Consider the following 20,749-nt stretch of genomic DNA (forward strand, 5'->3'; position numbering starts at 1 on the left):
CTTCGCACGTGCGGTGCGTGTGATGCGTGCGGTGCGTGTGATGCGCGGGTCGTGCGGGTCGTACGGGTGGTGCGGGTGGTGCGGGTGGGTCAGGAGGGGTCGTACTCCTGCATCTCCTCGCGGACGCGCTCCTGCACCTCAGGGGTGACCAGCTGGAGCAGGTCCGACTGGGGCTCCGGGAGCTGCTGGAAGCCGTACGCCTCCGCCACCATCTGATCCAGCTCGAACGGGGTCGGGAAGCGCTCGTACTCCTGCACGAAGCCGTACGTCACCTTGTAGGCGATCTCCCGGAACTCCTCCATCTGCGGGTCGGGCGGCTGGAGCGGATCGGGCTGCTGGAGCACCCCGTACAGCTCCGGACGCGTCGCCGTCTCGGGCTCCGGCTGCTGCCCTTCGGCTCCGGGGACGTCCTCGGGAGCGTCGGCGGGGAGCTGCTCCTGAGCCTGGGTCGGCACCTGTGCCTGTACCTGGCCCGGCACTTGCGCCTGGCCCGGCACCTGCGCCTGAGCCTGGTCCAGGGCCTGTTCCTGTGCCTGCTCCGCCGTCTGCGCGGTGTACGAGCCCCCGTACCCCTCCGGGGTGACCTGAGGGGCGTCGAACCACGGGCTCTCGTGGTTCGGGTGCGGAGGCTCCTGTGCCCGCTGGGCCTGCGGCTGCGGCTGCGGCTGCGGCTGCTGTTGCGGTTCGGGCTGGGGCTGCGGCTGCTGGACGGGGGTCGCCTGCGGCTGGGGGTGTGGCTGCGGCCCCTGGGCGGGCTGGGCCGCCGGGAGCTCCTGGAGGACCTGCGACGGCGCCTGGACCGCCTGGACCATGGTCAGCGGCTGCGGCTGCGCGTGCGGCTGCTGCGCGGCCTGCGCCGTGATCTGCGCCTGGTTCGGATGCGGCGGGATCAGGACCGGCTCCACCCCCGCGGCCGCCAGCCCCGCCGGAGCCGTCTCCGCGAGCGGGACGCCGTACCGGGCGAGCCGCAGCGGCATCAGCGCCTCCACCGGCGCCTTGCGCCGCCAGCCGCGGCCGAAACGTGCCTGCAGCCGGGCCTGGTAGATCAGCCGCTCCTGCTCCAGCTTGATCACCTGGTCGTACGAGCGCAGCTCCCACAGCTTCATCCGCCGCCACAGCCGGAACGTCGGCACCGGCGACAGCAGCCAGCGGGTCAGACGCACGCCCTCCATGTGCTTGTCGGCGGTGATGTCCGCGATCCGGCCCACCGCGTGCCGCGCCGCCTCGACCGCGACCACGAACAGCACCGGGATGACCGCGTGCATGCCCACGCCCAGCGGGTCGGGCCACGCCGCCGCGCCGTTGAACGCGATCGTCGCCGCCGTCAGGATCCACGCCGTCTGCCGCAGCAGCGGGAACGGGATCCGCAGCCACGTCAGCAACAGGTCCAGGGCGAGCAGCACACAGATGCCCGCGTCGATGCCGATCGGGAAGAAGTACGAGAACGTACCGAAGCCCTTGTGCACGGCAAGCTCGCGCACGGCCGCGTACGAACCCGCGAAACCGATCCCCGCGATGATCACCGCGCCGCCGATGACGAGCCCGATGAGTATGCGGTGTGTGCGTGTCAGCTCCATCGCGGCCACCCGCGATCCCCTCCCGTGATTCGACGTTCGCGGGCCCCAGAGTGGCACACGTGAGCGAAGCCCGACCCTCTGGGGAGGGACGGGCTCCGCTCGGACACACCTGTCTGTGCTGATTTGTGGCACTACCCGTGCGGCCGACCGAGGTTGGTGGCCGCGTACGACGGGAACGATTACCTGTTGGCCGCGTACGACGGGGTACGGCTGATTGTCGGCCGCGTACGACAGGTGCGACTACCTGTCGGCCGCGTACGACGGGGTACGGCTACTTGTTGGCCGCGGCCACCGCGGCGACCGCTTCCTTCGCCGCCTTCGTCGCACCTTCGACGATCTTCTTCGTCTCCGGCGTCGGCGCGCCCGCGTACCCGGCGCCGTTGTACGACAGCAGGACCAGCACGTTCCCGGTCCGGGCCACGACCGAGGCGTACACGAAGTCCTCGTCGGTCTTCTTCACCGTGTACGTGACCGTCTTCGCCTCGTCGCCGATGCCCTTCGCCGTCACGGTGCTCACCTTCTTCGCACCCGTGGTGGCCTGGATCTTGCCGAGCTCCTTGGTGAAGTTCTCCTGCGCGCGGGCCTGGCCGCTGCCCAGCGACACCTCGGAGTCGTACCGGTAGAACGACACGTCCAGCCAGCGGTACTGCGAGCCCTTGACGCCCTTGTCCTCCAGGCCGTTCCAGGAGCAGCCGCCGCGCTGCGACAGGTCGGAGGAGGCGGCCGCCGTCCCCTTCGCGGCCTTGGCCTTCGGCACCAGCGAGGCCGTCGTCTTCGCCACGATCGCCTTGCACGCCGACGGCAGCTTCGAGAACTTCGCCGGCTCGACCGTCGGGGTCGGCGAGGGGGTCGCCGACGCGGTCGCCGTCGCCTTCCCCTGGCCCGCACCGGCGTCACCGGCCCCGTTCCCGCCGCCGCTTCCCGAGTCCGAGGAGCAGCCGGCGACGACGAGCATCACCGGGACGGCTGCGGCGGCGAGAATGCGGGTGAGTCGCGGAGCTGATCGCTGCATGGTTCCTTCAGTCGCTTGTCGTACGGCCGGTGCCGGCCGGCGGCCCTGGCGGCCCTGGGTACGCCGACACGTTACGTGGTCCCCCGCCGCCCGGGGGGTCGCGCGGGACGCGCGGGCAGCCGGCTACTCCTCCAGCCGGTCGGCCAGCAGCCGGGCCAGATTCTGCGCCCTGTCCTGCAGTTCCTTGCTGTCCGGGGCGGCCGCCGCCCCGGTCGTACGCTGCCGGTACTCGACCGTCACGATCACGTTCGATGTGCGGAACACCACGCTCACGACCCGCTGCTGGCCGTCCCCGCCGGGCTTCCCGAGCGTGTCGTCGACGAACGCGATCTCGCCGAGCCCGCCCAGCGTCCGCGGTTCGAGACCGGTGGTCGCCGGGGCGGAGGGGGTGCCCGTGGCGCCGGTGCCGGGGGCCCCGGTGGGCGACGCAGTTCCCGTCCCCGCCGCGCCTGTTCCCGTCGTCCCCGCCGTCGCCGCGCCCGTGGTGGGTGTGGCGGGATCGGCGGAAGTGGACGGTGAGGTGGGAGGGGACGTGGAGGGCGGGGCGGAAGGCGAGGTGGGGGTGGCGGGCGGTGTCTCCGGTACGGCGATCCCGGCCGCGAGCTGCTTGCGCGTGTAGACCTCCTGCGCCCGTGCGGCGTCGCTGACCGTCGGGTCGTACGAGACCACCCGCTCCACGTCGAGCACCAGCCGGTGCGCGCCGTTCTCGGCGTCCGCGTTCCAGGTGCAGCCGACGCGCCGGTCGGTGTCGTACGTGACGGCGGGCGTGCCGCGGAAGACCTTGGCGCGGTCGGCGTCGGTCATCGCGGTGGTGCCGGGCAGCAGTTCGCGCAGCGTGGCGTGCGGAACGGCGCGGCAGGGCTCGAAGAGCGTGCGGTAGCGGCCGGGCGGCGCGACGGGCGCGGCGGCGACGCCCGCCTTCGCGTCGAGGGCGACGTCCTCGGTGGGGTCGGCGGCCGAGCAGCCGGTCAGGGCGCCGAGCGTGACGGCGAGACCGGCGCCGAGGCCGAGGAGGGTGCCGGGAGCGCTGCCGGGTGAGTACCTCTTTCGCTGCACCGTCCCAGGCTCCCTTCTCCCGAGGTCATTCCCGAAAACCCTTTGCCGCCCCCTGAAGGCGGATGGACACAATGTCTATCGCACGCGCAGCCGTTGATGCCGGTCCGCCGTCACCTGTACGGGCTTTGGCTCCGGTTTTTGCGTTATCAGACTTTTCGGGGGAATCGAGGAAGTATGTCGTATGTAGAGGTACCGGGTGCGCAGGTGCCCATCCGGATGTGGGCCGATCCTTCCACGGTGGAGGGCGGCGCGATGCAGCAGCTCCGGAACGTGGCGACGCTGCCGTGGATCAAGGGCCTGGCGGTCATGCCGGACGTGCACTTCGGCAAGGGCGCGACGGTCGGCTCGGTCATCGCCATGAAGGACGCGGTCTGTCCCGCGGCGGTGGGCGTGGACATCGGCTGCGGGATGTCGGCCGTCAAGACCTCCCTGACGGCGAACGACCTCCCGGGTGACCTCTCCCGCCTCCGTTCGAAGATCGAGCAGGCCATCCCGGTCGGCCGCGGCATGCACCGCGACGAGGTCGACCCGAAGCGCCTCTACCAGTTCCCGAACTCCGGCTGGGACGACTTCTGGTCGCGCTTCGACAGCGTGGCGGACGCGGTGAAGTTCCGGCGCGAGCGGGCGGCTCTGCAGATGGGAACGCTCGGATCCGGCAACCACTTTGTGGAGCTTTGTGTCGACACATCCGGTTCGGTGTGGCTCATGCTGCACTCGGGCTCCCGGAACATCGGCAAGGAACTCGCCGAGCACCACATCGGTGTGGCGCAGAAGCTGCCGCACAACCAGGGGCTCGTCGACCGCGACCTCGCGGTCTTCGTGTCCGAGACCCCGCAGATGGCGGCCTATCGGCACGATCTCTTCTGGGCGCAGGAGTACGCGAAGTACAACCGCGCCATCATGATGGCGCTCTTCCAGGAGGTCGTCCGCAGGGAGTTCCGGAAGGCGAAGGTGTCCTTCGAGCCGGTGATCTCCTGCCACCACAACTACGTGGCGGAGGAGCGGTACGACGGGATGGACCTGCTCGTGACCCGTAAGGGCGCGATCCGGGCCGGCTCCGGGGAGTTCGGGATCATCCCCGGCTCGATGGGCACCGGCTCGTACATCGTGAAGGGTCTCGGGAACGCGGCCTCGTTCAACTCGGCCTCGCACGGTGCCGGCCGGAAGATGAGCCGGAGCGCGGCGAAGCGGCGGTTCTCGACGCGTGACCTGGAGGAGCAGACGCGGGGCGTGGAGTGCCGCAAGGACTCCGGCGTCGTGGACGAGATCCCGGGGGCGTACAAGCCGATCGAGAAGGTCATCGAGCGGCAGACCGACCTCGTCGAGGTCGTCGCCAAGCTCAAGCAGGTCATCTGCGTGAAGGGCTGAACGACTGAACGACTGAACGACTGAAGGGCTGAAGGGCCGAGGGGTTGAAGGGTGCGGGGCGCGGTCGTGGCGGCGCCCCGCACCCTCGCGTTCGGTCGGCGGGCATTCCCGACGGTCGGCCGGGTGTGAGGGTGCGCGGGTGCGCGGGTGCCGTGTGGGTGATCGGGTGGGATCACCCGTTCGTCTCTACGGCTCGCGGTGGAGCTTGGTGTTGGAGGCCTGGGCTCGGGGGCGGACGACCAGGAGGTCGATGTTGACGTGCGGGGGGCGGGTGCAGGCCCAGGTGATGGTGTCGGCGACGTCGTCGGCGGTGAGGGGTTCGGCGACGCCGTCGTAGACCTTGGCGGCGCGGTCGGTGTCGCCGCGGAAGCGGGTGGTGGCGAACTCCTCGGTTTTGACCAGGCCGGGGGCGATCTCGATGACGCGGACCGGGGTGCCGACGATCTCCAGGCGGAGGGTCTCGGCGATGACACGGGCGCCGTTCTTGGCGGCCACGTAGCCGGCGCCGCCCTCGTAGGTGGCGTGGCCCGCGGTGGAGGAGAGGACGACGACGGTGCCGTCGCCGCTCGCGGTGAGCGCGGGCAGGAGGGCCTGGGTCATGTGGAGGGTGCCGAGGACGTTGACGTCGTACATCCGGCGCCAGTCCTCGGGGTCGCCGGTGGCGACGGGGTCGAGGCCGAGGGCGCCGCCGGCGTTGTTGACGAGCACGGCGAGGGTGCGGAAGGCGGTGGCAAACTCGTCGACGGCGGCGCGGTCGGTGACGTCGAGGGCGTAGGCGGTGGCCTGGTGGCCGGCCTCGGTGATCTCGGCGGCGAGGGCCTCGATGCGGTCCTTGCGCCGGGCGGTGAGGACCACGCGGTAGCCGGCGGCGGCCAGCTGCCGGGCCGTGGCGGCGCCGATGCCGCTGCTCGCTCCGGTGATGACGGCGATGGGGGCGGACATGGCGGAGGCTCCTCGCACAGGTGGTCGGGCGGTGTGGTGGCCAGGATAGGCGGCGTCGCGGCGGACACGCGGGCTGAAGGATTGTCAGTGAATGGGATGATGTGTGGGTATTTTCTGCCTATGCGTGCGATCTCTGAGGGTGTGCTCGGTGCCGTGCTCGCGGCGCTGGTGGTGCTGGGTACCGGGACAGCCGCCGGAGCGGCCGGCGAAGCGGCCGGCGGCCCGGGTGGCCGGACGGTCGGGGTCGCGGCGGCCGGGGGTGAGGCGGACATGGGGGAGGCGGACAAGGGCCAGGCGGATCTCGCCCATCACGGTCACGTGTCCCTGTGGGGCGGGCGGGTCGGGGTGTGGCTGGTGACGGAGAACCACGGGCCGTCCGACGTCGCGGACGCCACCGTGCGGCTGGCCTTCTCCGTGCCCATGGCGGGGGGCCAGGTGCTGCCCCCGGGCTGTCTGTGGAGCGGCGCCCGGGTGGTGTCCTGCCGGACGGGTGCCCTCCCGGACGGGGGTGCGGCCGGTGAGCTGGCGCTGGATCTGCGGGCGGCGGGGCTGCCGCAGGAGCTGACGGTGGAGGTGAGCACGGCCTGGCGCGCCGGCGGGCCCGACGGGAACCCGGTCAACGATCGGCACCGGGTGCTGGTGCTCGCCACCGGGGATCCGTACGTCTTCTGATCCTGGGAGCGGTGGGGTGGTCACCGGCTGCTCCAGAGGACGTAGCCGTCGGGGCGGACGAGGGTCGTGGTGCGGCGGTCGGGGTCCGTCCAGGTGGCCCGGACGGTGCGGGCGGCGGTGGTCGGTGCGAGGGGCGGCAGGGCCGGGGTGGTGCCCTCGGGGGCGATGAGGACGAACTCGCCCGTGCGCAGCAGCTCGTGCAGGCGGCCCTCGCGAAGCGTCACGTCGGGGGCGCGGCGACCGGAGGTGCGGCCGCCGCCGGGCACGGGGGCGTAGGTGATGCCGAGGCCGCTGATCATGCCGAGGGCCTTGGCGGAGGCCGGGCGGAGGGTGTTGAGGGCGGTGGTGGCCAGGGCTCGCAGGGCGCGGGTGACGGGGGTGTGGGCCATGGCGAGGCGGATGAGGGCGCCGCTGCTGCGCAGGACCATGGCGCCGACGGGGTGGCGCTCGGTCTGGTAGCTGTCGAGGAGGGCTTCGGGGTCGGGGGCGTCGCCGCGGTGGACGGCGATGAGCTTCCAGGAGAGGTTGGCTGCGTCCTGGAGGCCGGTGTTCATACCCTGGCCGCCGGCGGGGGAGTGGACGTGGGCGGCGTCGCCGGCGAGGAACACGCGGCCGACGCGGTAGGCGGGGACCTGGCGCTCGTCGCTGTGGAAGCGGGAGATCCAGCGGGCGTCATGCATGCCGTGGTCGGTGCCGAGGGCGCGCTGGGCGAGGGAGCGGACCTCTTCGAGGTCGACGGGCTCGCTGTCGGGGACCTGGCGGGTGCGGTCCCAGCCCATGACGCGGTACCAGCCGTCCCCGAAGGGGGCGATGAAGGCGAAGGCGCCGCCGGAGCCGTTGACGGTGAGGGATCCGGCGGGTTCGTCGGTGAGCCGGACGTCGGCGAGGACGATCGAGCGGATGACGCTGTCGCCGGGGAAGGGGAGGCCGAGGCTGGTGCGGACGGTGCTGCGGTGGCCGTCGGTGCCGACGAGGTGGCGGGCGCGGAGGGTGAGGGGGGTGCCTTCGGGGCCGGTGAGTTCGGCGGTGACGCCGTCCTCGTCCTGGTGGAGGGCGTGCACGGCGGTGTCGTGGCGGAAGGTGACGCCGGAGTCGATCGCGCGCTGTTCCAGGAGGCGCTCGACCTCGTACTGGGGAGTGATGAGGAGGTGGTCGAAGCGGGAGGGGAGGCGGCGGAGGTCGAGGGAGAGGTTGCCGAAGAGCCGCATCCGGGTGAGGGGGGTGCCGGTGGTCTCCAGGGCGTCGGCGAGGCCGCGGGTGTCGAGGAGTTCGAGGGTGCGGGCGTGGACGCCGAAGGCGCGGGTGAGGTTGGAGCGGCCGGCGGGGCGGCGCTCGACGAGGGTGACGTCGAGGCCGGCGGCGGCGAGGTCGCCGGCGAGGAGGAGTCCGGTGGGGCCGGCGCCGACGACGATGACGTCGGTGTCGGTGGGGGTGGTGCCGTCGGTGGTGCGGTGGGCGGTGGTGCTCATGGCTGGCCTCCGATCGGTCAACGCTTGTTTGCCTACGCTTGTTGGCAACGGTAGGGCGCCCCGCCGCGACGTGTCAACACCTGTTGGCCTACACTTGTGGGCATGACGACCGCACGCCGCTCCGACGCCACCCGGGCCGCGATCCTGGAGGCCGCCCGCGAGCGCTTCGCCGCCGACGGGTACGAGCGCGCCACGATCCGGGCCATCGCCCGCGACGCCGGGATCGACCCCTCGATGGTCATGCGCTACTACGGCAACAAGGAAGGGCTCTTCGCCGCCGCCTCCGAGTTCGACCTGGCCCTGCCCGCCCTGGGCGCGCTGCCCTCCAAGCACATCGGCGCGGTGCTCGTGAACCACTTCCTCGACCGCTGGGAGCGCGACGACGTGCTCACCGGGCTGCTCAGGGTCGGCGTCACCAACGACGCGGGCGCCGACCGCATGCGGGCGATCTTCGAGGCGCAGCTCGGGCCCGTCACCCTCGGCGTCTGCCCCAGGCCCGAGGAGGCCCCGGTGCGGGCCGCGCTCGTCGCCTCCCAGATCCTCGGCATGGCGCTCGCCCGCTACGTGCTCCGCCTGCCGCCGGCCGCCGAGATGAGCCGGGACGAGCTGGTGGCCTGGCTCGCGCCGACCGTCCAGCGGTACCTCACCGCCGAGACCCCCTGAGTCCGGGGGCCGGGCGTCAGGAGGTGGCGGCGCCGAACTCGCGTACCGCCTCGTCGACGATCGCCTCCAGGCGGGCGTGGTGCGCGCCCCGCCAGTAGACCCGCTCGCACTCCTCGCACCGGGCGAACACGTCGTACGTCTTCTCGGTGCCCCGCTCAAGGCGCTCGCGCACCTCGTCCTTGCCGGTGTCCGTCAGGAGGCCGTTGCAGGCGGTGCAGCGGGTCCAGGGCGCCAGCCGCGGCGCGAACCGCTCCAGGACGTCACGGAGCTGGTCGTCCGGCCGGTCGCTGTACACGTACGCTCCCGCCCACAGCTCGCGGCGGCGCAGCAGCCCCCGGTCACGGGAGAGCATGACCCGCCGCTCCCGGGCGGAGAGCGCGGCGAGCGCCGGGTCGCCGATGTCCTCGTTCTCGTAGGCGGCGTCCACCCCGAGCAGCCGCAGCCGCCGGGCCAGGGTGCCCAGGTGCACGTCGAGAAGGAACCGGAGGGGCGCGCCGGGCACCGGCTGCGGGCGGGCGACGTCCTCGACCTCGACGCGCTCGCCGGCCGACGGCACGTGCGCGTGCGCCACGGGGCGGCCGTCGACCAGGAGCCGACCGGCCTCCGTGAGCGGGACGCCGAGGGACTCGACGACATGGCCCAGCGAGGAGACCCCGTCGGTGGTCAGCGCCGTGCGCCCCGAGCGCCGCTCGGCGGCGACGAAGACGGCCAGGCCGGGGGCGAAGCTGATCTGGATCTCCGGTCCGTTCACGGGGACAGGATCGCACCGGGCCCCGGCGGCGGGCCACGCATTTCCCGGCCTGGCTCGGCCGTGCCGCAGGACCGCCCGGCGGCCTGAGCCGCGTGGCGCCGATAGCGGGAGACGCCCGGGCGCGGCTGGGCTACCGTCCCCGCATGAAGATCATCGACCTCGAACCCGGCGACCCCCGGCTGGAGAGCGACCTCCTGCCGGTCCTCGTCGAACTGCGACCGCACCTCACGCCCGCCCTCTTCCAGGAGGTGTACGCGCGCGGCCACGCGCAGGGCCTGCGCTTCTCCGCCGCCTACGCCGACGACCGGTGCGTCGGCGCGGCCGGCTGGCGGCTCGTCTTCAACACCAGCTCGCTCGGCAACCTGTACGTCGACGATCTGGTGACCGCCTCCGACGCCCGCTCCACCGGCGTCGGCCACGCGCTCATCGCCCACCTGGAGGATCACGCCCGCGCGGCCGGCTGCCACGAGCTGAACCTCGACTCCGGCACCCACCGCACCGGCGCCCACCGCTTCTACCTGCGCGAGCGCTTCGACATCGCGGCCTTCCACTTCGTGCGGCCGCTCACCGATCCTCGGTAGCGCCGAGGTCGAGCCTCCAGTCGTTGCAGCGCATCGGGCGGCCCGGCGGGTACTCGAAGTCCTGCTCCCCGAGCAGATCGAACCCCGCCTTGCGGCACACCGCGTTCGAGGCGGCGTTCCCCACCGAGGGGAAGGCGTGCAGATGGCGGTGGAGGCCGGCGGCCCGGGCCTGCTCCGCCACCGCGCGCGTGGCCAGGGTCGCGACGCCACGCCCCTGGAAGCCGGGCAGGACCGCCCAGCCCGTCTCGTACACCGGCTCGCCGTTCCAGGTGGTCGCCCAGAAGCCGATGCTGCCCGCGACGCGCTCGTCAGGCACCAGCACGACCCGGAACATCCGGCCCTTGCCCGAGGTGTCGGCGCTCAGGTCGACGTACCGTCGGTGGCGCCGCTCCAGCTGCTCCTCGGTCTCCGGACCGCCCAGGTGCTCCATCAGCTCGGGCGCGTTCAGCGCGCGCAGCAGTCCGGAGTCCTCCTCGGACCAGGCTTCGAGACGTACGGACGGGGTGGCGGCGGACTTCCCGGGCTGCTCGGTCATGCGCGCACGCTACGTCACGGCACCGACAGCCCCCGGGCGTACGCGGTCGGGGAGAGGCCCACGGTGGCGGTGAAGTCCCGGACGAGATGGGCCTGGTCGCTGTAGCCGAGTTCGGCCGCGAGGTCCGCCCAGTCCGGCGCCGCGTCCCCCTCGGCCCGCTCCAGCGCCTCGTGCAGGCGATAACGCAGGATCACCCACTTCGGGCCGACCCCGACGTGGGAGGCGAAGAGCCGCTGGAGGGAACGGGGCGAGAGCCCCGAGAGCCGTGCGAGCCTGCCCACACGCAGGACCGTGCGGTCGGTGCGGACCAGCTCCACCAGCTCCATCGCCTGGCCGGCGGCGGGGTCCGGGGCGGGCCCGTGGGCGAGGAGGAAGGCGTCGAGCGCCGCCACACGCGCGTGGTCGTCGTCCGGCGAGAGGACGGGGGAGAGTACGGCGTCGAGCACGGTCCCGCCCCCGGCGCCGTCGCCCGCGGGGGCGCGGGTGTCCGGGAACGCCTCGTGCAGGGGGACCCTTCGCCCCGTCCAGGCCGAGACCGGCCGCGCCGGGGCGAAGGGGCGGAAGCCGCCGGGCCGGAACTGCACCCCGCAGACCCGCCCCTCCCCTTCGAGCCTCTTCGTGAACAGCCCCAGCCCGATCCCCGAGACCTCGGCCGACGCGAGGGCGGCCCGCGGACCGGCACCCAGCGGGCCGTAACGCTGGAAGACCACGTTCATCGACGGGTGCGGGACGACATGGGTGGTGTACGGCTCCGGCAGCGCCCAGTCGATCAGCCAGTAGTGCTCCAGGTACGGGCGCAGTTCCGGCGCAGGGAGGTGCCGGCGGAAGCGGACCCGGGAGAACAGCTCGCCGGGGGCGACGATGCCCCGGGCGTCCCGGCGCGGTGCGGGGTCGGGCATGGTTTCGATCTTAGAGGTGCGCGGGCGGCCGGACGTCTGGCGAGCGGGCCGGACGACCTTTGGCCTGTGCTGTCCCTAGGGGCCGGAGATCCGGGCCGGGCCGGGGTTCGTGGCGCGTTTCTTCAAGACCAGGCCGGGGAGTTCTCATAGCGTCGGGGCCATGACGTACGACGACAATCACCCGGGCTCCGACGACACGACCGCTCGCACCGACGAGTCGCACCTTGCCTTCGAGAAGAGAGATGCCTCCCTCGGCGTTCTGCTCCGCGCCGCGTCCGACCGGGCCGTCCCCCTGGTCGCGGGCACGGACGACGCCTCGCTCGGCGCGCCTACGCCCTGCGCCGAGTACGACGTCCGCGCCCTGCTGAACCATCTGTTCGCGGTGGTGGTCAACTTCCAGGCGCTCGCGGCCAAGGAGGCGGCCGACTTCTCCGCGACCCCGGACCGGCTCGCGGAGCCGGAGTGGCGGGAGCGCTTCGCGGCGGAGACCGGGAAGCTGGTGGAGGCGTGGGCGGCGCCGGGTGCGGAGGAGGGGACCTCGGGGGCGATGGGGCTGCCGGCCAGGACGGTCGGGTCGATGGTGCTGCTCGACCTCACCGTGCACGCGTGGGACCTGGCGAGGGCGACCGGGAGGGAGTTCGAGCCTGCCCCGGAGGTGGTGGCCGGGTTGGTGGACGAGGTGGAGGGGATGGCGCCGATGGCCCGGAAGATGAACGTGTTCGGTGACGCCGTCGAGCTCCCGCCCGGCGCGAGCACCTTCGAGCGGCTGCTCGCGACGACGGGCCGCGACCCCCGCGTCGGCCCGACGGCCTGACGTCTCCCCGGGCGGCGGGGCGGGGGAGGACTCACCGGGCGGCCCGGGGGTCTCTGGCGGGGCGGGACACGCTACGGATTCCTCTGGCGGGAGACGGGCGCGAAGCCTTCCGAGCGGGTGAGACGGGCTGTGGGGCCTTGGCCGGAGAGGGCGAAGGCTCTCCCGGGCGGGCGGAACAGGCTACGGGCCCCTTGGCCGGCGGGGGCGGAGTGTGTCTGGCCCGGCGGGGTGGGCGAAGGTGTTTCCGGGGCGGCTGGGCGGGCTGAGGCCGTCCCGTGCGGGCGGGAGGTGGTGGGGGCCGGCCGGGCGTCAGCGCAGGCGGCCGGTGGAGGTCAGGGAGAGGCGGGAGACGACCTGGCCGAAGGCGAGCTCCTCGGCCGGGGTCAGCGGCACCGACTCCTGCGGGTGCCAGACGCGGTCCATCGGCGTCAGCGCGCGGTTCCGGCGGGCGCGGGCGCGCAGACCCGTCACCAGCCACACGCCCGTCGCGACCGCGAGCACGGCGAAGAGGGTGAGGACACGAGGGTCGGAGAACTGGCCGGGCACGGACATGACGTTCACTCCAGGGCGAAAGGGCCCGCGCGCGCGGCGCACGCACCGGCAGGCGGCGTGCGGGCACGGCGGAACAGGTGATTCCTACTGCTTCCTCCCGACCTGCTCAGTTAACACCACCCTGGGGGACTTTCGGCAGGGGGGTACGGGACCAAAGTCCCGGACGGCGAGGTGCGGGCGGGGAGGTCGGGCAGGCCCTCTTGTGCCGGGAGGGGAACCGTTCGAAGGTGGCGGCGGAGGCATATGTCCGGCCGGGGAGGGAGCAGCCACATGTCCGGAACGGGTGCGCGCGGATGGGGTTTCGTGGACGACAGAGGGGTGGAGGTGGGGGCGCCGGAGAGGCCGGCGCGGGTGGTGGCCTATGTGCGGGCCGGGGCCGCCCTGCTCGACATGGGGGTGACACCGGTCGCGGTGTACGGCTCGGGGCACGACGGGGTCGAGGCGGACCCGGCGAAGGACGGCGGGCTGGCGGCGGCCGGGGTGCCGTACCTGGGGCCCGGGCGGGCGCTGGACGAGGAGCGGCTGCGGGAGCTGCGCCCGGAGCTGGTGGTGGACGTCACGTACGACGGGAAGAGCCCGTACGCCCTGGACGAGGGGCTCGCCGACCGGGTGGGAATGCCGCTGGCGGCGCTGTCCGTCGGCAACGACCTGAGCCTGTCGGCGATCATCGGCCGCTTCGGGGAGCTCGGGGCGGCGCTCGGTGCCGCGGACGCCGGGCCTGGCGGCGGGGGACTGGTGGAGGCGGAGGCGGCGGTGCGGGCGGCCGCAGCGGCGGCCGGGGCCGGGTTCGGGGTGCTGGCGCTCTCCGGGGGTGATGCCGAGCAGGTGTACCTCGCGCGTCCGGGGGCCTGGCCGGAGCTGGCGCGGCTCGCCGGGCTCGGCGTCCGGCTGCTCGACCCGGGACCGGGGCCCGGGGCGAACTGGCTGACCGTGGGGTGGGAGCGGGCCCTCGAACTCGCCCCCGCGCTGGTCCTCTACGACAGCCGCGCCCACGCGATGCGGCCCGAGGGGCCGGAGCGTCTGCCGGCCGGCGCGCGGGTGGTGCCGTGGAACCCGGAGATCCCGCCCAGCCCCGCGGCCTACGCCCGCTTCTTCCGGGCCCTGGCCGAGGCCCTCACCGTCTGACGGCCCTCCCGTGAGGCCGGGCCCTCCCGTGCGGCCGACCACACGCGGCTGGGCCCTCCTGCACGGCCCGGACCCACGCTGACTGCTGGGCTCCATCGTGCGGCGGGGCTCAGCCGGACGCCCCACACTGCCCGCCCCACACCGCACGCCGCAGGGTTCGGTCGCATGGGCTTGCTCCGCCCCGAGAAGGCCCGTGGGTGCCCGGTACAGGTACAGGCGGCAGCCCGGGTGGGGGTGGTGGGTCAGGTGGTGAGGCAGGAGCGGAGGGAGGTGGCGAACTCCTCGGCTCGGGCCAGTTGGGCGCGGAGGTCGGCGACGCGGGCGGCGGCGGCGTCCTCGTAGCGGCGGACGCGGGTGACGAGGGCGTCGCGGTCGGCCGGTTCGAGTTCGCCGTCCGTGCCGGGGAGGTCGGCGGCGAGGCGGTCGACCGAGGTGAGGAGCTCGCGGGTCTCGGCCAGGCCGAAGCCGAGCGGCTGCATGCGGCGGATCACCATCAGCCGGGCCACGTCGGCCTCCGTGTAGAGCGGGAAGCCGCCCTCCGAGGCTGCCGAGGGGACGACGAGTCCGCAGTCCTCGTACTGGCGGATGGTGCGCAGGGGGAGTTCGGTGCGGGCGGCGACCTCGGCGATCTGCATGGGCTCGCCGGTCGCGGCGCGGACCCCGGGCCTGCGGGCCGCGGACGCCCGCACTCCTCCAGCCGGGCCGGCGAATCCGGTCACTCCGCTCGTTCCGGCGACTCCGGTCACTCCGCTCACGACAGCGTCCTCCTCGTGCGGTGCCTCTGTGAACCAACCTCCATGCATTAGATCCGATTCGTCCTAATTTCAGGCGCTATGACGGTCGGAAACGCGGAGAGAGGCAGCCGTCAGGGCCAGACCAGGCAGTACGGCTGGTGCCCGGCCTCGTGGAGGCGGACGGAGAAGTCCTGCCACTCGTGGAGCAGCTGGTAGACGTCGAAGGCGTCGCGCGGGCCGCCGCGGTCGGGGACGGTGGACCAGATGAAGGCGGCGGCGCCGACCGACTCCTCGCCGATCGCGCGCAGTGGGTCGACGACGGTCGTGGGGAGCTTCACCACGGCGTAGTCGGGGTGCAAGACGACCAGTTCCAGCGGGGGGACCTTGTTCAGCGGCAGCCCCTGGATGCCGGTGAGGACCATCGCGGCTATCGTCTCGGGCTTGATCTTGGAGAACATGCCGCCCATGCCCAGCTCGTCGCCGCCGAGCTCCTCCGGGCGCATCGAGATCGGGACGCGGGCCGCCGTGGCGCCGTCGGGCGCGCCGAAGTACTTGTACGTCACCGCCAAGCTGCGGCCTCCGAGGGGCGGATCCGCCGGCTGCTGCTCGGGGGACGCGCGATTGTCCGGCGAGGTCGGGTCCTCGGCCCGCCGCCGCCGGTGCCTCCCCCGCCGGACAGGCTCCGGACCCAGGTCGTCCGTCCCCTCGCCCGGCCCGCCACCGCGATGCATATCTCCACCCGACTGCTGTTTCTCGGCAACACGACCCCGCCGCGCAACCCGATCATCGTGTCAGTGACCTCCCCCGCGTTCCTGCGGTGAAACACCTGTCCGCAAGAATCGCCGCGGCCTCTGACACCATGGAACGCGTGAGCCAACCCCATGAGGTCCCTGCCGCCACAGTTTCGCAGACGCGGAGGCAGGCCGCCCCGGCGTGATGCACAGGGTGCCCACACCGTCCCTCCGTACCAGACGTCGTACTCGCAGGTCAGGATCACTGTGTCGTATTCATACGAAGCCCCAGTCTCACAGACGCTTTTCGACCGCGCTTCCCTTGTGACGCCCGGCGGCGTGAACTCACCGGTGCGGGCCTTCCGGGCCGTGGGCGGTACGCCCCGGTTCATGGTGTCCGGCACCGGTCCGTACCTCACGGATGCGGACGGTCGCGAGTATGTCGACCTCGTCTGCTCCTGGGGGCCGATGATTCTCGGCCACGCCCACCCCGAGGTGACCGCCGCCGTGCAGGACGCGGTGGCCCGCGGTACCTCCTTCGGCACGCCCGGTGAGGGCGAGGTGGCGCTCGCCGAGGAGATCGTGGCCCGGATCGAGCCGGTCGAGCAGGTCCGGCTCGTCTCCTCGGGCACCGAGGCGACGATGTCGGCGATCCGGCTCGCCCGCGGGTTCACCGGTCGCGCGAAGGTCGTCAAGTTCGCCGGCTGCTACCACGGGCACGTGGACGCGCTGCTCGCCGCCGCCGGCTCCGGCGTCGCCACCCTCGGTCTGCCCGACACGCCCGGTGTGACCGGCGCGCAGGCCGGCGACACCATCGTGCTGCCGTACAACGACCTGGAGGCCGTGCGGGCGGCGTTCGCCGCGCACCCGGGCGAGATCGCCTGTGTGATCACCGAGGCGTCGCCCGGCAACATGGGCGTCGTCCCGCCGCTGCCCGGCTTCAACCAGGGGCTCGCGGACCTGTGCCGGGAGAACGGCGCGCTGTACATCTCCGACGAGGTCATGACCGGTTTTCGGACGAGCCGCGCCGGCTGGTACGGCGTGGACGGTGTGAAGCCCGACCTGATGACCTTCGGCAAGGTCATGGGCGGCGGCTTCCCGGCCGCGGCCTTCGGCGGCCGTGCCGACGTCATGGGCCACCTCGCCCCGGCCGGCCCGGTCTACCAGGCCGGCACGCTCTCCGGTAACCCGATCGCCACCGCCGCCGGGCTCGCGCAGCTGCGGCTGCTCGACGACGCCGCGTACGAGAAGGTGAACGCGGTCTCGAAGGAGATCCAGGGCCTGGTGACCGACGCGCTCCGCAAGGAGGGCGTGGCGCACCGGCTGCAGACCGCGTCCAACATGTTCTCGGTCTTCTTCACCGCCGACGAGGTCCGGAACTACGACGACGCGAAGAAGCAGGAGGCCTTCCGCTTCAACGCCTTCTTCCACTCGATGCTCGCGGACGGCGTCTACCTGCCGCCGTCGGCCTTCGAGTCGTGGTTCGTCTCGGCCGCGCACGACGAGCGCGCGATCGAGCGCGTCGCCGCCGCGCTGCCGGCCGCCGCGCGTGCCGCCGCGGAGGCCGGCGCATGAGCGAGCACGTGAAGAGCGACCAGGACATCACCGTCGTCCACCTGGTGCGCCACGGAGAGGTGCACAACCCGGACGGTGTGCTGTACGGGCGCCGGGCCGGCTACCACCTCTCCGAGCTGGGCCGGAAGATGGCGGACCGGGTGGCGGAGTCGCTGGCCGAGCGGGACGTGACGTACGTCGTCGCCTCCCCGCTGGAGCGGGCGCAGGAGACGGCCCTGCCGGTCGCCAAGTCGCACGGCCTGGACCTGGCCACCGACGCGCGGCTGATCGAGGCGGCGAACGTGTTCGAGGGCAAGACCTTCGGCGTCGGCGACGGCGCGCTGCGCCGGCCGGCGAACTGGAGGCACCTCACCAACCCGTTCCAGCCGTCCTGGGGCGAGCCGTACATCGAGCAGGTCGTGCGGATGATGGGCGCGCTGGACGCGGCGAAGGACGCGGCGCGCGGTCACGAGGCGGTGCTGGTCAGCCACCAGCTGCCGATCTGGATCGTGCGGTCGTTCGTCGAGCGGCGCCGGCTGTGGCACGACCCGCGGCGCCGGCAGTGCACGCTCGCCTCGCTCACCTCGTTCACGTACAAGGGCGACAAGATCGTCTCGGTCGGGTACAGCGAGCCGGCGATCGACCTCGTGCCGGTGCACCTGCGGGCCGGCGCCAAGCCGGTGAAGGGCAAGCAGAAGGCCTTCGGGGCGTAGCCCCGGATCCCGGGCGCGGGTCCGCCCTCGGATCCCGCCCCACCCCCGGATCCCGGGCGCGGGTCCGCCCCCGCCCCGGATCCCGCCCCACCCCCGGATCCCGCGCGCTCCCGTTCCCCGGGGCCGGGCCCGTCAGGCTTGACGGGGCATCGTCAGAGCGACATCGTCAACATGGCTGAAGAGTGGTCACTCTTCAGCCATGTTGAAATTTTTGTGCGATTTGCCGGAACCTCCGCGTTCCTCCCCGCATCTCACTCATTGTCGGTTTAGATGATGTTTCGTGCGTCACAGCGTGAATGGGGATGCCATGCGCGGGTTCAGTCGAAGGAGCCTTCTCGGGGCGGGAGTCGGGGCCGCGGCGGCCCTGGGGATCGCCGGGTGCAGCGACAAGGGTCAGGGCGGTACGGGCGGTTCCGGCCCGGACAAGGGCGGCGCGCCATCCACCGGCGGACCGTCCACCACGCCCGCCCCGACCAAGGACGACGTCCGCCTCATCGGGGACGGTTCCACCGCGGACACCGGCAAGCAGCCGCACCAGCCCGACGCCCCCGTCCCGCTCGAACCGGGCCAGACCCCGCCGCAGTTCGTGGTCTTCTCCTGGGACGGCGCCGGCGAGGTCGGCAACGGCCTCTTCCCCCGCTTCCTCGAACTGGCCCGCAACCACGACGCGGCCATGACCTTCTTCCTCTCCGGCATCTACCTGCTGCCCGAGTCGAAGAAGAACCTCTACCGCCCGCCGAACAACCGCGTCGGCGCCTCCGACATCGGCTACCTCACCGACGACCACATCAAGGACACCCTCAAGTACGTCCGTCAGGCATGGCTCGACGGGCACGAGATCGGCACCCACTTCAACGGGCACTTCTGCGGCGGCTCCGGCTCCGTCGGCAACTGGACCCCGGCACAGTGGCAGAGCGAGATCGACCAGGCGGTGAAGTTCGTCACCGAGTGGAAGACGAACAGCGGCTGGACCGACCTCGACCCGCTGCCCTTCGACTACTCCAAGGAGCTCGTCGGCGGCCGCACCCCCTGCCTCCTCGGCCAGGACAACCTGCTGCCCACCGCCAAGCGCCTCGGCTGGCGCTACGATGCCAGCTCGCCCGGCGGCCGCCAGACCTGGCCCGTCAAGCGCAAGGGCGTCTGGGACTTCCCGCTCCAGGCCGTGCCCTTCCCCGGGCACTCCTTCGAAGTCCTCTCCATGGACTACAACATGCTCGCCAACCAGTCGAAGAACTCGACCAAGGGCATGCCCTCCCGCTATCCCGGCTGGCGCAAGCAGGCCACCGACGCGCTGATCGGCGGCTTCACGCGCGCGTACGACTCGAACCGCGCGCCCTTCTTCGTCGGCAACCACTTCGAGCAGTGGAACGGCGGCATCTACATGGACGCCGTCGAGGACGCGCTCAAGGCGATGGCCGGGAAGAAGGACGTCCGGCTGGTGTCGTTCCGCCAGTTCACGGACTGGATGGACGTCCAGGACCCGCGTATCCTCGACCGTCTCCGCGGCCTCGACGTCGGCCAGAAGCCGGCCGGCGGCTGGCGCACCTATCTCAAAGCCGTTTAGGCGATCTTGACAAGGGGCGTTCCGGGCACGTAGGGGGGCGCCCAAGATCCCCCAAACGCCCATGCGAAACTTTTCACATGAGCCTTAGCCGTGGCCTCCGCCGTGCCCCCCGACGTGCCCTCGCCGCCGTCGGCGTGCTGTCCGCCGCCCTCGCGCTCTCCGCCTGCGGCGGCGAGGACAACGGCACCACCGGCGGCAACGACACCAACTTCGTCACCAGCAAGGGCGGCATCTCCACCGTCCCCAAGGGCGACCGCGCCGACATCAACCAGATCGCCGGCGAGACGCTGGAGGGCGAGAAGCTCGACGTCGCCGACCTCAAGGGCAAGGTCGTCGTCCTCAACGTCTGGGGATCCTGGTGCGGCCCATGCCGCGCCGAGGCCCCCCACTTCACCAAGGTGGCGAACGAGCTCAAGGGCGAGGACGTGGCCTTCGTCGGCCTCAACACCCGCGACGCCAACAAGCAGCAGGCGCTCACCTTCGAGGCCGACTACAAGGTGCCGTACCCGAGCATCTACGACCGGGACGGCAAGCTGATCCTCTTCGGCTTCCCCAAGGGCACCCTCAGCCCCCAGGGCATCCCCTCCACCGTCATCCTCGACAAGGAGGGCAAGATCGCCGCCCGCGCGGTCATGGCCATCGACGACACCAAGCTGCGGTCCATGATCGACCCGCTGCTCAAGGAGAAGTGAGGGCCGGTGAACGAGACCGTCACCAGCGGAGCCCTCCTGCTCGCCGTCCCCATCGCCCTCCTGGCCGGCCTGGTCTCCTTCTTCTCGCCCTGCGTGCTCCCGCTCGTCCCCGGCTACCTCAGCTACGTCACCGGCGTCTCCGGCACCGACCTCGCCGACCAGCGCCGCGGCCGGATGACCGCGGGAGCGGTCCTCTTCGTCGCCGGCTTCACCGCCGTCTTCGTCTCCGGCGGCGCCCTCTTCGGCTACTTCGGCTCCACGCTCCAGGAGTACAGCTCCACGCTGAGCACCGTCCTCGGCGTCTTCATGATCCTCATGGGGCTCTTCTTCGCCGGTCTGATGCCCTGGTTCACCCAGCGCGAGTTCCGCTTCCACCGGAAGCCCGTCACCGGCCTCCTCGGCGCGCCCGTCCTCGGCGCGCTCTTCGGCATCGGCTGGACCCCCTGCATCGGCCCGACGCTCGGCTCGGTCAACGCGCTCGCCCTCGACCAGGCCAGCGCCGGACGCGGAGCCCTCCTCGCCCTCGCGTACTGCCTCGGCCTCGGCGTCCCCTTCGTCCTCGCCGCCATCGCCTTCCGCAAGGCCCTCGGCGCGTTCGGCTGGGTCAAGAAGCACTACGTGTGGGTCATGCGGATCGGTGGCGCCATGATGATCGTCACCGGTGTCCTCCTCCTCACAGGCGTCTGGGACAGCATGGTCTCCACGATGCAGAGCTGGTCCAGCGACTTCACGGTGGGAATCTGAT

Annotated in this window: 22 protein-coding genes; 11 read left to right on the top strand and 11 right to left on the bottom strand. The window is 72.4% G+C overall.

Annotated features, from left to right (window positions below; all coding sequences use genetic code 11):
* Positions 1–89 precede the first annotated feature (89 nt).
* The 3 genes from ACFYT9_RS22080 to ACFYT9_RS22090 all read right to left on the bottom strand — a co-directional run bounded on the left by ACFYT9_RS22080 (position 90) and on the right by ACFYT9_RS22090 (position 3,645).
* On the bottom strand, positions 90–1,586 hold the full coding sequence (locus ACFYT9_RS22080; protein WP_389166372.1) for a DUF2637 domain-containing protein: 1,497 nt from the start codon (positions 1,584–1,586) through the stop codon (positions 90–92).
* Positions 1,587–1,848: 262 nt separating this feature from the next.
* Positions 1,849–2,589 carry a DUF3558 domain-containing protein gene (locus ACFYT9_RS22085; RefSeq protein ID WP_389166375.1) on the bottom strand — a complete coding sequence of 247 codons (741 nt, stop codon included), beginning with the start codon at positions 2,587–2,589 and terminating at the stop codon, positions 1,849–1,851.
* A gap of 123 nt (positions 2,590–2,712) precedes the next feature.
* Positions 2,713–3,645 (bottom strand): DUF3558 domain-containing protein, encoded by a 933-nt coding sequence (locus tag ACFYT9_RS22090; RefSeq protein ID WP_389166378.1) that lies wholly within the window; start codon positions 3,643–3,645, stop codon positions 2,713–2,715.
* A gap of 174 nt (positions 3,646–3,819) precedes the next feature.
* Between ACFYT9_RS22090 and ACFYT9_RS22095 the strand changes: the two genes are divergently transcribed.
* Positions 3,820–5,013: an RtcB family protein gene (locus tag ACFYT9_RS22095; protein WP_389166381.1), complete on the top strand. Its 1,194-nt coding sequence runs from the start codon at positions 3,820–3,822 to the stop codon at positions 5,011–5,013.
* 186 nt (positions 5,014–5,199) lie between these two features.
* Here ACFYT9_RS22095 and ACFYT9_RS22100 read toward each other — a convergent pair whose 3' ends face one another.
* Positions 5,200–5,955 carry an SDR family NAD(P)-dependent oxidoreductase gene (locus tag ACFYT9_RS22100; protein WP_376596051.1) on the bottom strand — a complete coding sequence of 252 codons (756 nt, stop codon included), beginning with the start codon at positions 5,953–5,955 and terminating at the stop codon, positions 5,200–5,202.
* A gap of 120 nt (positions 5,956–6,075) precedes the next feature.
* On the opposite strand from ACFYT9_RS22100, the gene ACFYT9_RS22105 reads away from it, so the two are divergent.
* Positions 6,076–6,627, top strand: coding sequence for a hypothetical protein (locus ACFYT9_RS22105; protein ID WP_389166383.1), 552 nt, complete (start codon positions 6,076–6,078; stop codon positions 6,625–6,627).
* Positions 6,628–6,647: 20 nt separating this feature from the next.
* Here the strand turns inward: ACFYT9_RS22105 and ACFYT9_RS22110 are convergent, their stop codons facing one another.
* The gene (locus ACFYT9_RS22110) at positions 6,648–8,096 is read right to left on the bottom strand and encodes an FAD-dependent oxidoreductase (RefSeq protein ID WP_389166386.1); all 1,449 of its coding nucleotides are present in this window, start codon (positions 8,094–8,096) and stop codon (positions 6,648–6,650) included.
* 102 nt (positions 8,097–8,198) lie between these two features.
* On the opposite strand from ACFYT9_RS22110, the gene ACFYT9_RS22115 reads away from it, so the two are divergent.
* Entirely contained in the window at positions 8,199–8,759 is a 561-nt protein-coding gene (locus ACFYT9_RS22115) for a TetR family transcriptional regulator (protein ID WP_389166388.1), read from the top strand.
* A gap of 16 nt (positions 8,760–8,775) precedes the next feature.
* Here the strand turns inward: ACFYT9_RS22115 and ACFYT9_RS22120 are convergent, their stop codons facing one another.
* The gene (locus ACFYT9_RS22120) at positions 8,776–9,510 is read right to left on the bottom strand and encodes a Mut7-C RNAse domain-containing protein (protein WP_389166391.1); all 735 of its coding nucleotides are present in this window, start codon (positions 9,508–9,510) and stop codon (positions 8,776–8,778) included.
* A 143-nt stretch (positions 9,511–9,653) separates the two neighbouring features.
* Here ACFYT9_RS22120 and ACFYT9_RS22125 point away from each other — a divergent pair, with 143 nt between their 5' ends.
* On the top strand, positions 9,654–10,091 hold the full coding sequence (locus ACFYT9_RS22125) for a GNAT family N-acetyltransferase (RefSeq protein ID WP_376596056.1): 438 nt from the start codon (positions 9,654–9,656) through the stop codon (positions 10,089–10,091).
* Here ACFYT9_RS22125 and ACFYT9_RS22130 read toward each other — a convergent pair.
* Both ACFYT9_RS22130 and ACFYT9_RS22135 read right to left on the bottom strand, forming a co-directional pair.
* A complete protein-coding gene (locus ACFYT9_RS22130; RefSeq protein WP_389166394.1) occupies positions 10,075–10,626 on the bottom strand; it encodes a GNAT family N-acetyltransferase in 552 nt (183 codons plus the stop codon). The genes ACFYT9_RS22125 and ACFYT9_RS22130 overlap by 17 nt on opposite strands.
* A gap of 14 nt (positions 10,627–10,640) precedes the next feature.
* Entirely contained in the window at positions 10,641–11,525 is an 885-nt protein-coding gene (locus tag ACFYT9_RS22135; protein ID WP_389166396.1) for a DUF6597 domain-containing transcriptional factor, read from the bottom strand.
* Between the two features lie 160 nt (positions 11,526–11,685).
* Here ACFYT9_RS22135 and ACFYT9_RS22140 point away from each other — a divergent pair, with 160 nt between their 5' ends.
* Entirely contained in the window at positions 11,686–12,339 is a 654-nt protein-coding gene (locus tag ACFYT9_RS22140) for a TIGR03086 family metal-binding protein (RefSeq protein ID WP_389166398.1), read from the top strand.
* A gap of 309 nt (positions 12,340–12,648) precedes the next feature.
* On the opposite strand, the gene ACFYT9_RS22145 is transcribed toward ACFYT9_RS22140, so the two are convergent.
* A complete protein-coding gene (locus tag ACFYT9_RS22145; protein WP_387273370.1) occupies positions 12,649–12,891 on the bottom strand; it encodes a hypothetical protein in 243 nt (80 codons plus the stop codon).
* 351 nt (positions 12,892–13,242) lie between these two features.
* Here ACFYT9_RS22145 and ACFYT9_RS22150 point away from each other — a divergent pair, with 351 nt between their 5' ends.
* Entirely contained in the window at positions 13,243–14,016 is a 774-nt protein-coding gene (locus ACFYT9_RS22150; protein ID WP_389166746.1) for an ABC transporter substrate-binding protein, read from the top strand.
* A 242-nt stretch (positions 14,017–14,258) separates the two neighbouring features.
* Here ACFYT9_RS22150 and ACFYT9_RS22155 read toward each other — a convergent pair whose 3' ends face one another.
* A complete protein-coding gene (locus tag ACFYT9_RS22155) occupies positions 14,259–14,651 on the bottom strand; it encodes a MerR family transcriptional regulator (RefSeq protein ID WP_389166749.1) in 393 nt (130 codons plus the stop codon).
* Positions 14,652–14,881: 230 nt separating this feature from the next.
* A complete protein-coding gene (locus ACFYT9_RS22160) occupies positions 14,882–15,481 on the bottom strand; it encodes a hypothetical protein (protein WP_376596062.1) in 600 nt (199 codons plus the stop codon).
* A 267-nt stretch (positions 15,482–15,748) separates the two neighbouring features.
* Here ACFYT9_RS22160 and hemL point away from each other — a divergent pair, with 267 nt between their 5' ends.
* The 5 genes from hemL (at position 15,749) to ACFYT9_RS22185 (ending at position 20,748) form a co-directional block, all read left to right on the top strand.
* Positions 15,749–17,056, top strand: coding sequence for a glutamate-1-semialdehyde 2,1-aminomutase (gene hemL, locus ACFYT9_RS22165; protein ID WP_376596063.1), 1,308 nt, complete (start codon positions 15,749–15,751; stop codon positions 17,054–17,056).
* Positions 17,053–17,748, top strand: a complete 696-nt coding sequence (locus tag ACFYT9_RS22170) for a histidine phosphatase family protein (protein WP_376596064.1) — start codon at positions 17,053–17,055, stop codon at positions 17,746–17,748. Before hemL ends, ACFYT9_RS22170 begins: the two co-directional genes overlap by 4 nt.
* A 307-nt stretch (positions 17,749–18,055) precedes the next feature.
* On the top strand, positions 18,056–19,312 hold the full coding sequence (locus ACFYT9_RS22175; RefSeq protein ID WP_387273372.1) for a hypothetical protein: 1,257 nt from the start codon (positions 18,056–18,058) through the stop codon (positions 19,310–19,312).
* Positions 19,313–19,389: 77 nt separating this feature from the next.
* Positions 19,390–20,004 carry a TlpA family protein disulfide reductase gene (locus ACFYT9_RS22180; RefSeq protein WP_389166400.1) on the top strand — a complete coding sequence of 205 codons (615 nt, stop codon included), beginning with the start codon at positions 19,390–19,392 and terminating at the stop codon, positions 20,002–20,004.
* Positions 20,005–20,010: 6 nt separating this feature from the next.
* On the top strand, positions 20,011–20,748 hold the full coding sequence (locus ACFYT9_RS22185; RefSeq protein ID WP_376596067.1) for a cytochrome c biogenesis CcdA family protein: 738 nt from the start codon (positions 20,011–20,013) through the stop codon (positions 20,746–20,748).
* The last annotated feature ends 1 nt before the right edge of the window (position 20,749 follow it).

It is taken from the genome of Streptomyces sp. NPDC004435 (assembly GCF_042873895.1).
Classification (GTDB): domain Bacteria; phylum Actinomycetota; class Actinomycetes; order Streptomycetales; family Streptomycetaceae; genus Streptomyces.

Excerpts from the sequence above, each read along its gene's own strand:
- ACFYT9_RS22085 (WP_389166375.1), bottom strand. The coding sequence starts at position 2,589 with ATGCAGCGATCAGCTCCGCGACTCACCCGCATTCTCGCCGCCGCAGCC.
- ACFYT9_RS22095 (WP_389166381.1), top strand. The coding sequence starts at position 3,820 with ATGTCGTATGTAGAGGTACCGGGTGCGCAGGTGCCCATCCGGATGTGG.
- ACFYT9_RS22100 (WP_376596051.1), bottom strand. The coding sequence starts at position 5,955 with ATGTCCGCCCCCATCGCCGTCATCACCGGAGCGAGCAGCGGCATCGGC.
- ACFYT9_RS22105 (WP_389166383.1), top strand. The coding sequence starts at position 6,076 with ATGCGTGCGATCTCTGAGGGTGTGCTCGGTGCCGTGCTCGCGGCGCTG.
- ACFYT9_RS22110 (WP_389166386.1), bottom strand. The coding sequence starts at position 8,096 with ATGAGCACCACCGCCCACCGCACCACCGACGGCACCACCCCCACCGAC.
- ACFYT9_RS22115 (WP_389166388.1), top strand. The coding sequence starts at position 8,199 with ATGACGACCGCACGCCGCTCCGACGCCACCCGGGCCGCGATCCTGGAG.
- ACFYT9_RS22125 (WP_376596056.1), top strand. The coding sequence starts at position 9,654 with ATGAAGATCATCGACCTCGAACCCGGCGACCCCCGGCTGGAGAGCGAC.
- ACFYT9_RS22130 (WP_389166394.1), bottom strand. The coding sequence starts at position 10,626 with ATGACCGAGCAGCCCGGGAAGTCCGCCGCCACCCCGTCCGTACGTCTC.
- ACFYT9_RS22135 (WP_389166396.1), bottom strand. The coding sequence starts at position 11,525 with ATGCCCGACCCCGCACCGCGCCGGGACGCCCGGGGCATCGTCGCCCCC.
- ACFYT9_RS22140 (WP_389166398.1), top strand. The coding sequence starts at position 11,686 with ATGACGTACGACGACAATCACCCGGGCTCCGACGACACGACCGCTCGC.
- ACFYT9_RS22145 (WP_387273370.1), bottom strand. The coding sequence starts at position 12,891 with ATGTCCGTGCCCGGCCAGTTCTCCGACCCTCGTGTCCTCACCCTCTTC.
- ACFYT9_RS22155 (WP_389166749.1), bottom strand. The coding sequence starts at position 14,651 with ATGCAGATCGCCGAGGTCGCCGCCCGCACCGAACTCCCCCTGCGCACC.
- ACFYT9_RS22160 (WP_376596062.1), bottom strand. The coding sequence starts at position 15,481 with ATGCATCGCGGTGGCGGGCCGGGCGAGGGGACGGACGACCTGGGTCCG.
- ACFYT9_RS22170 (WP_376596064.1), top strand. The coding sequence starts at position 17,053 with ATGAGCGAGCACGTGAAGAGCGACCAGGACATCACCGTCGTCCACCTG.
- ACFYT9_RS22175 (WP_387273372.1), top strand. The coding sequence starts at position 18,056 with ATGCGCGGGTTCAGTCGAAGGAGCCTTCTCGGGGCGGGAGTCGGGGCC.
- ACFYT9_RS22180 (WP_389166400.1), top strand. The coding sequence starts at position 19,390 with ATGAGCCTTAGCCGTGGCCTCCGCCGTGCCCCCCGACGTGCCCTCGCC.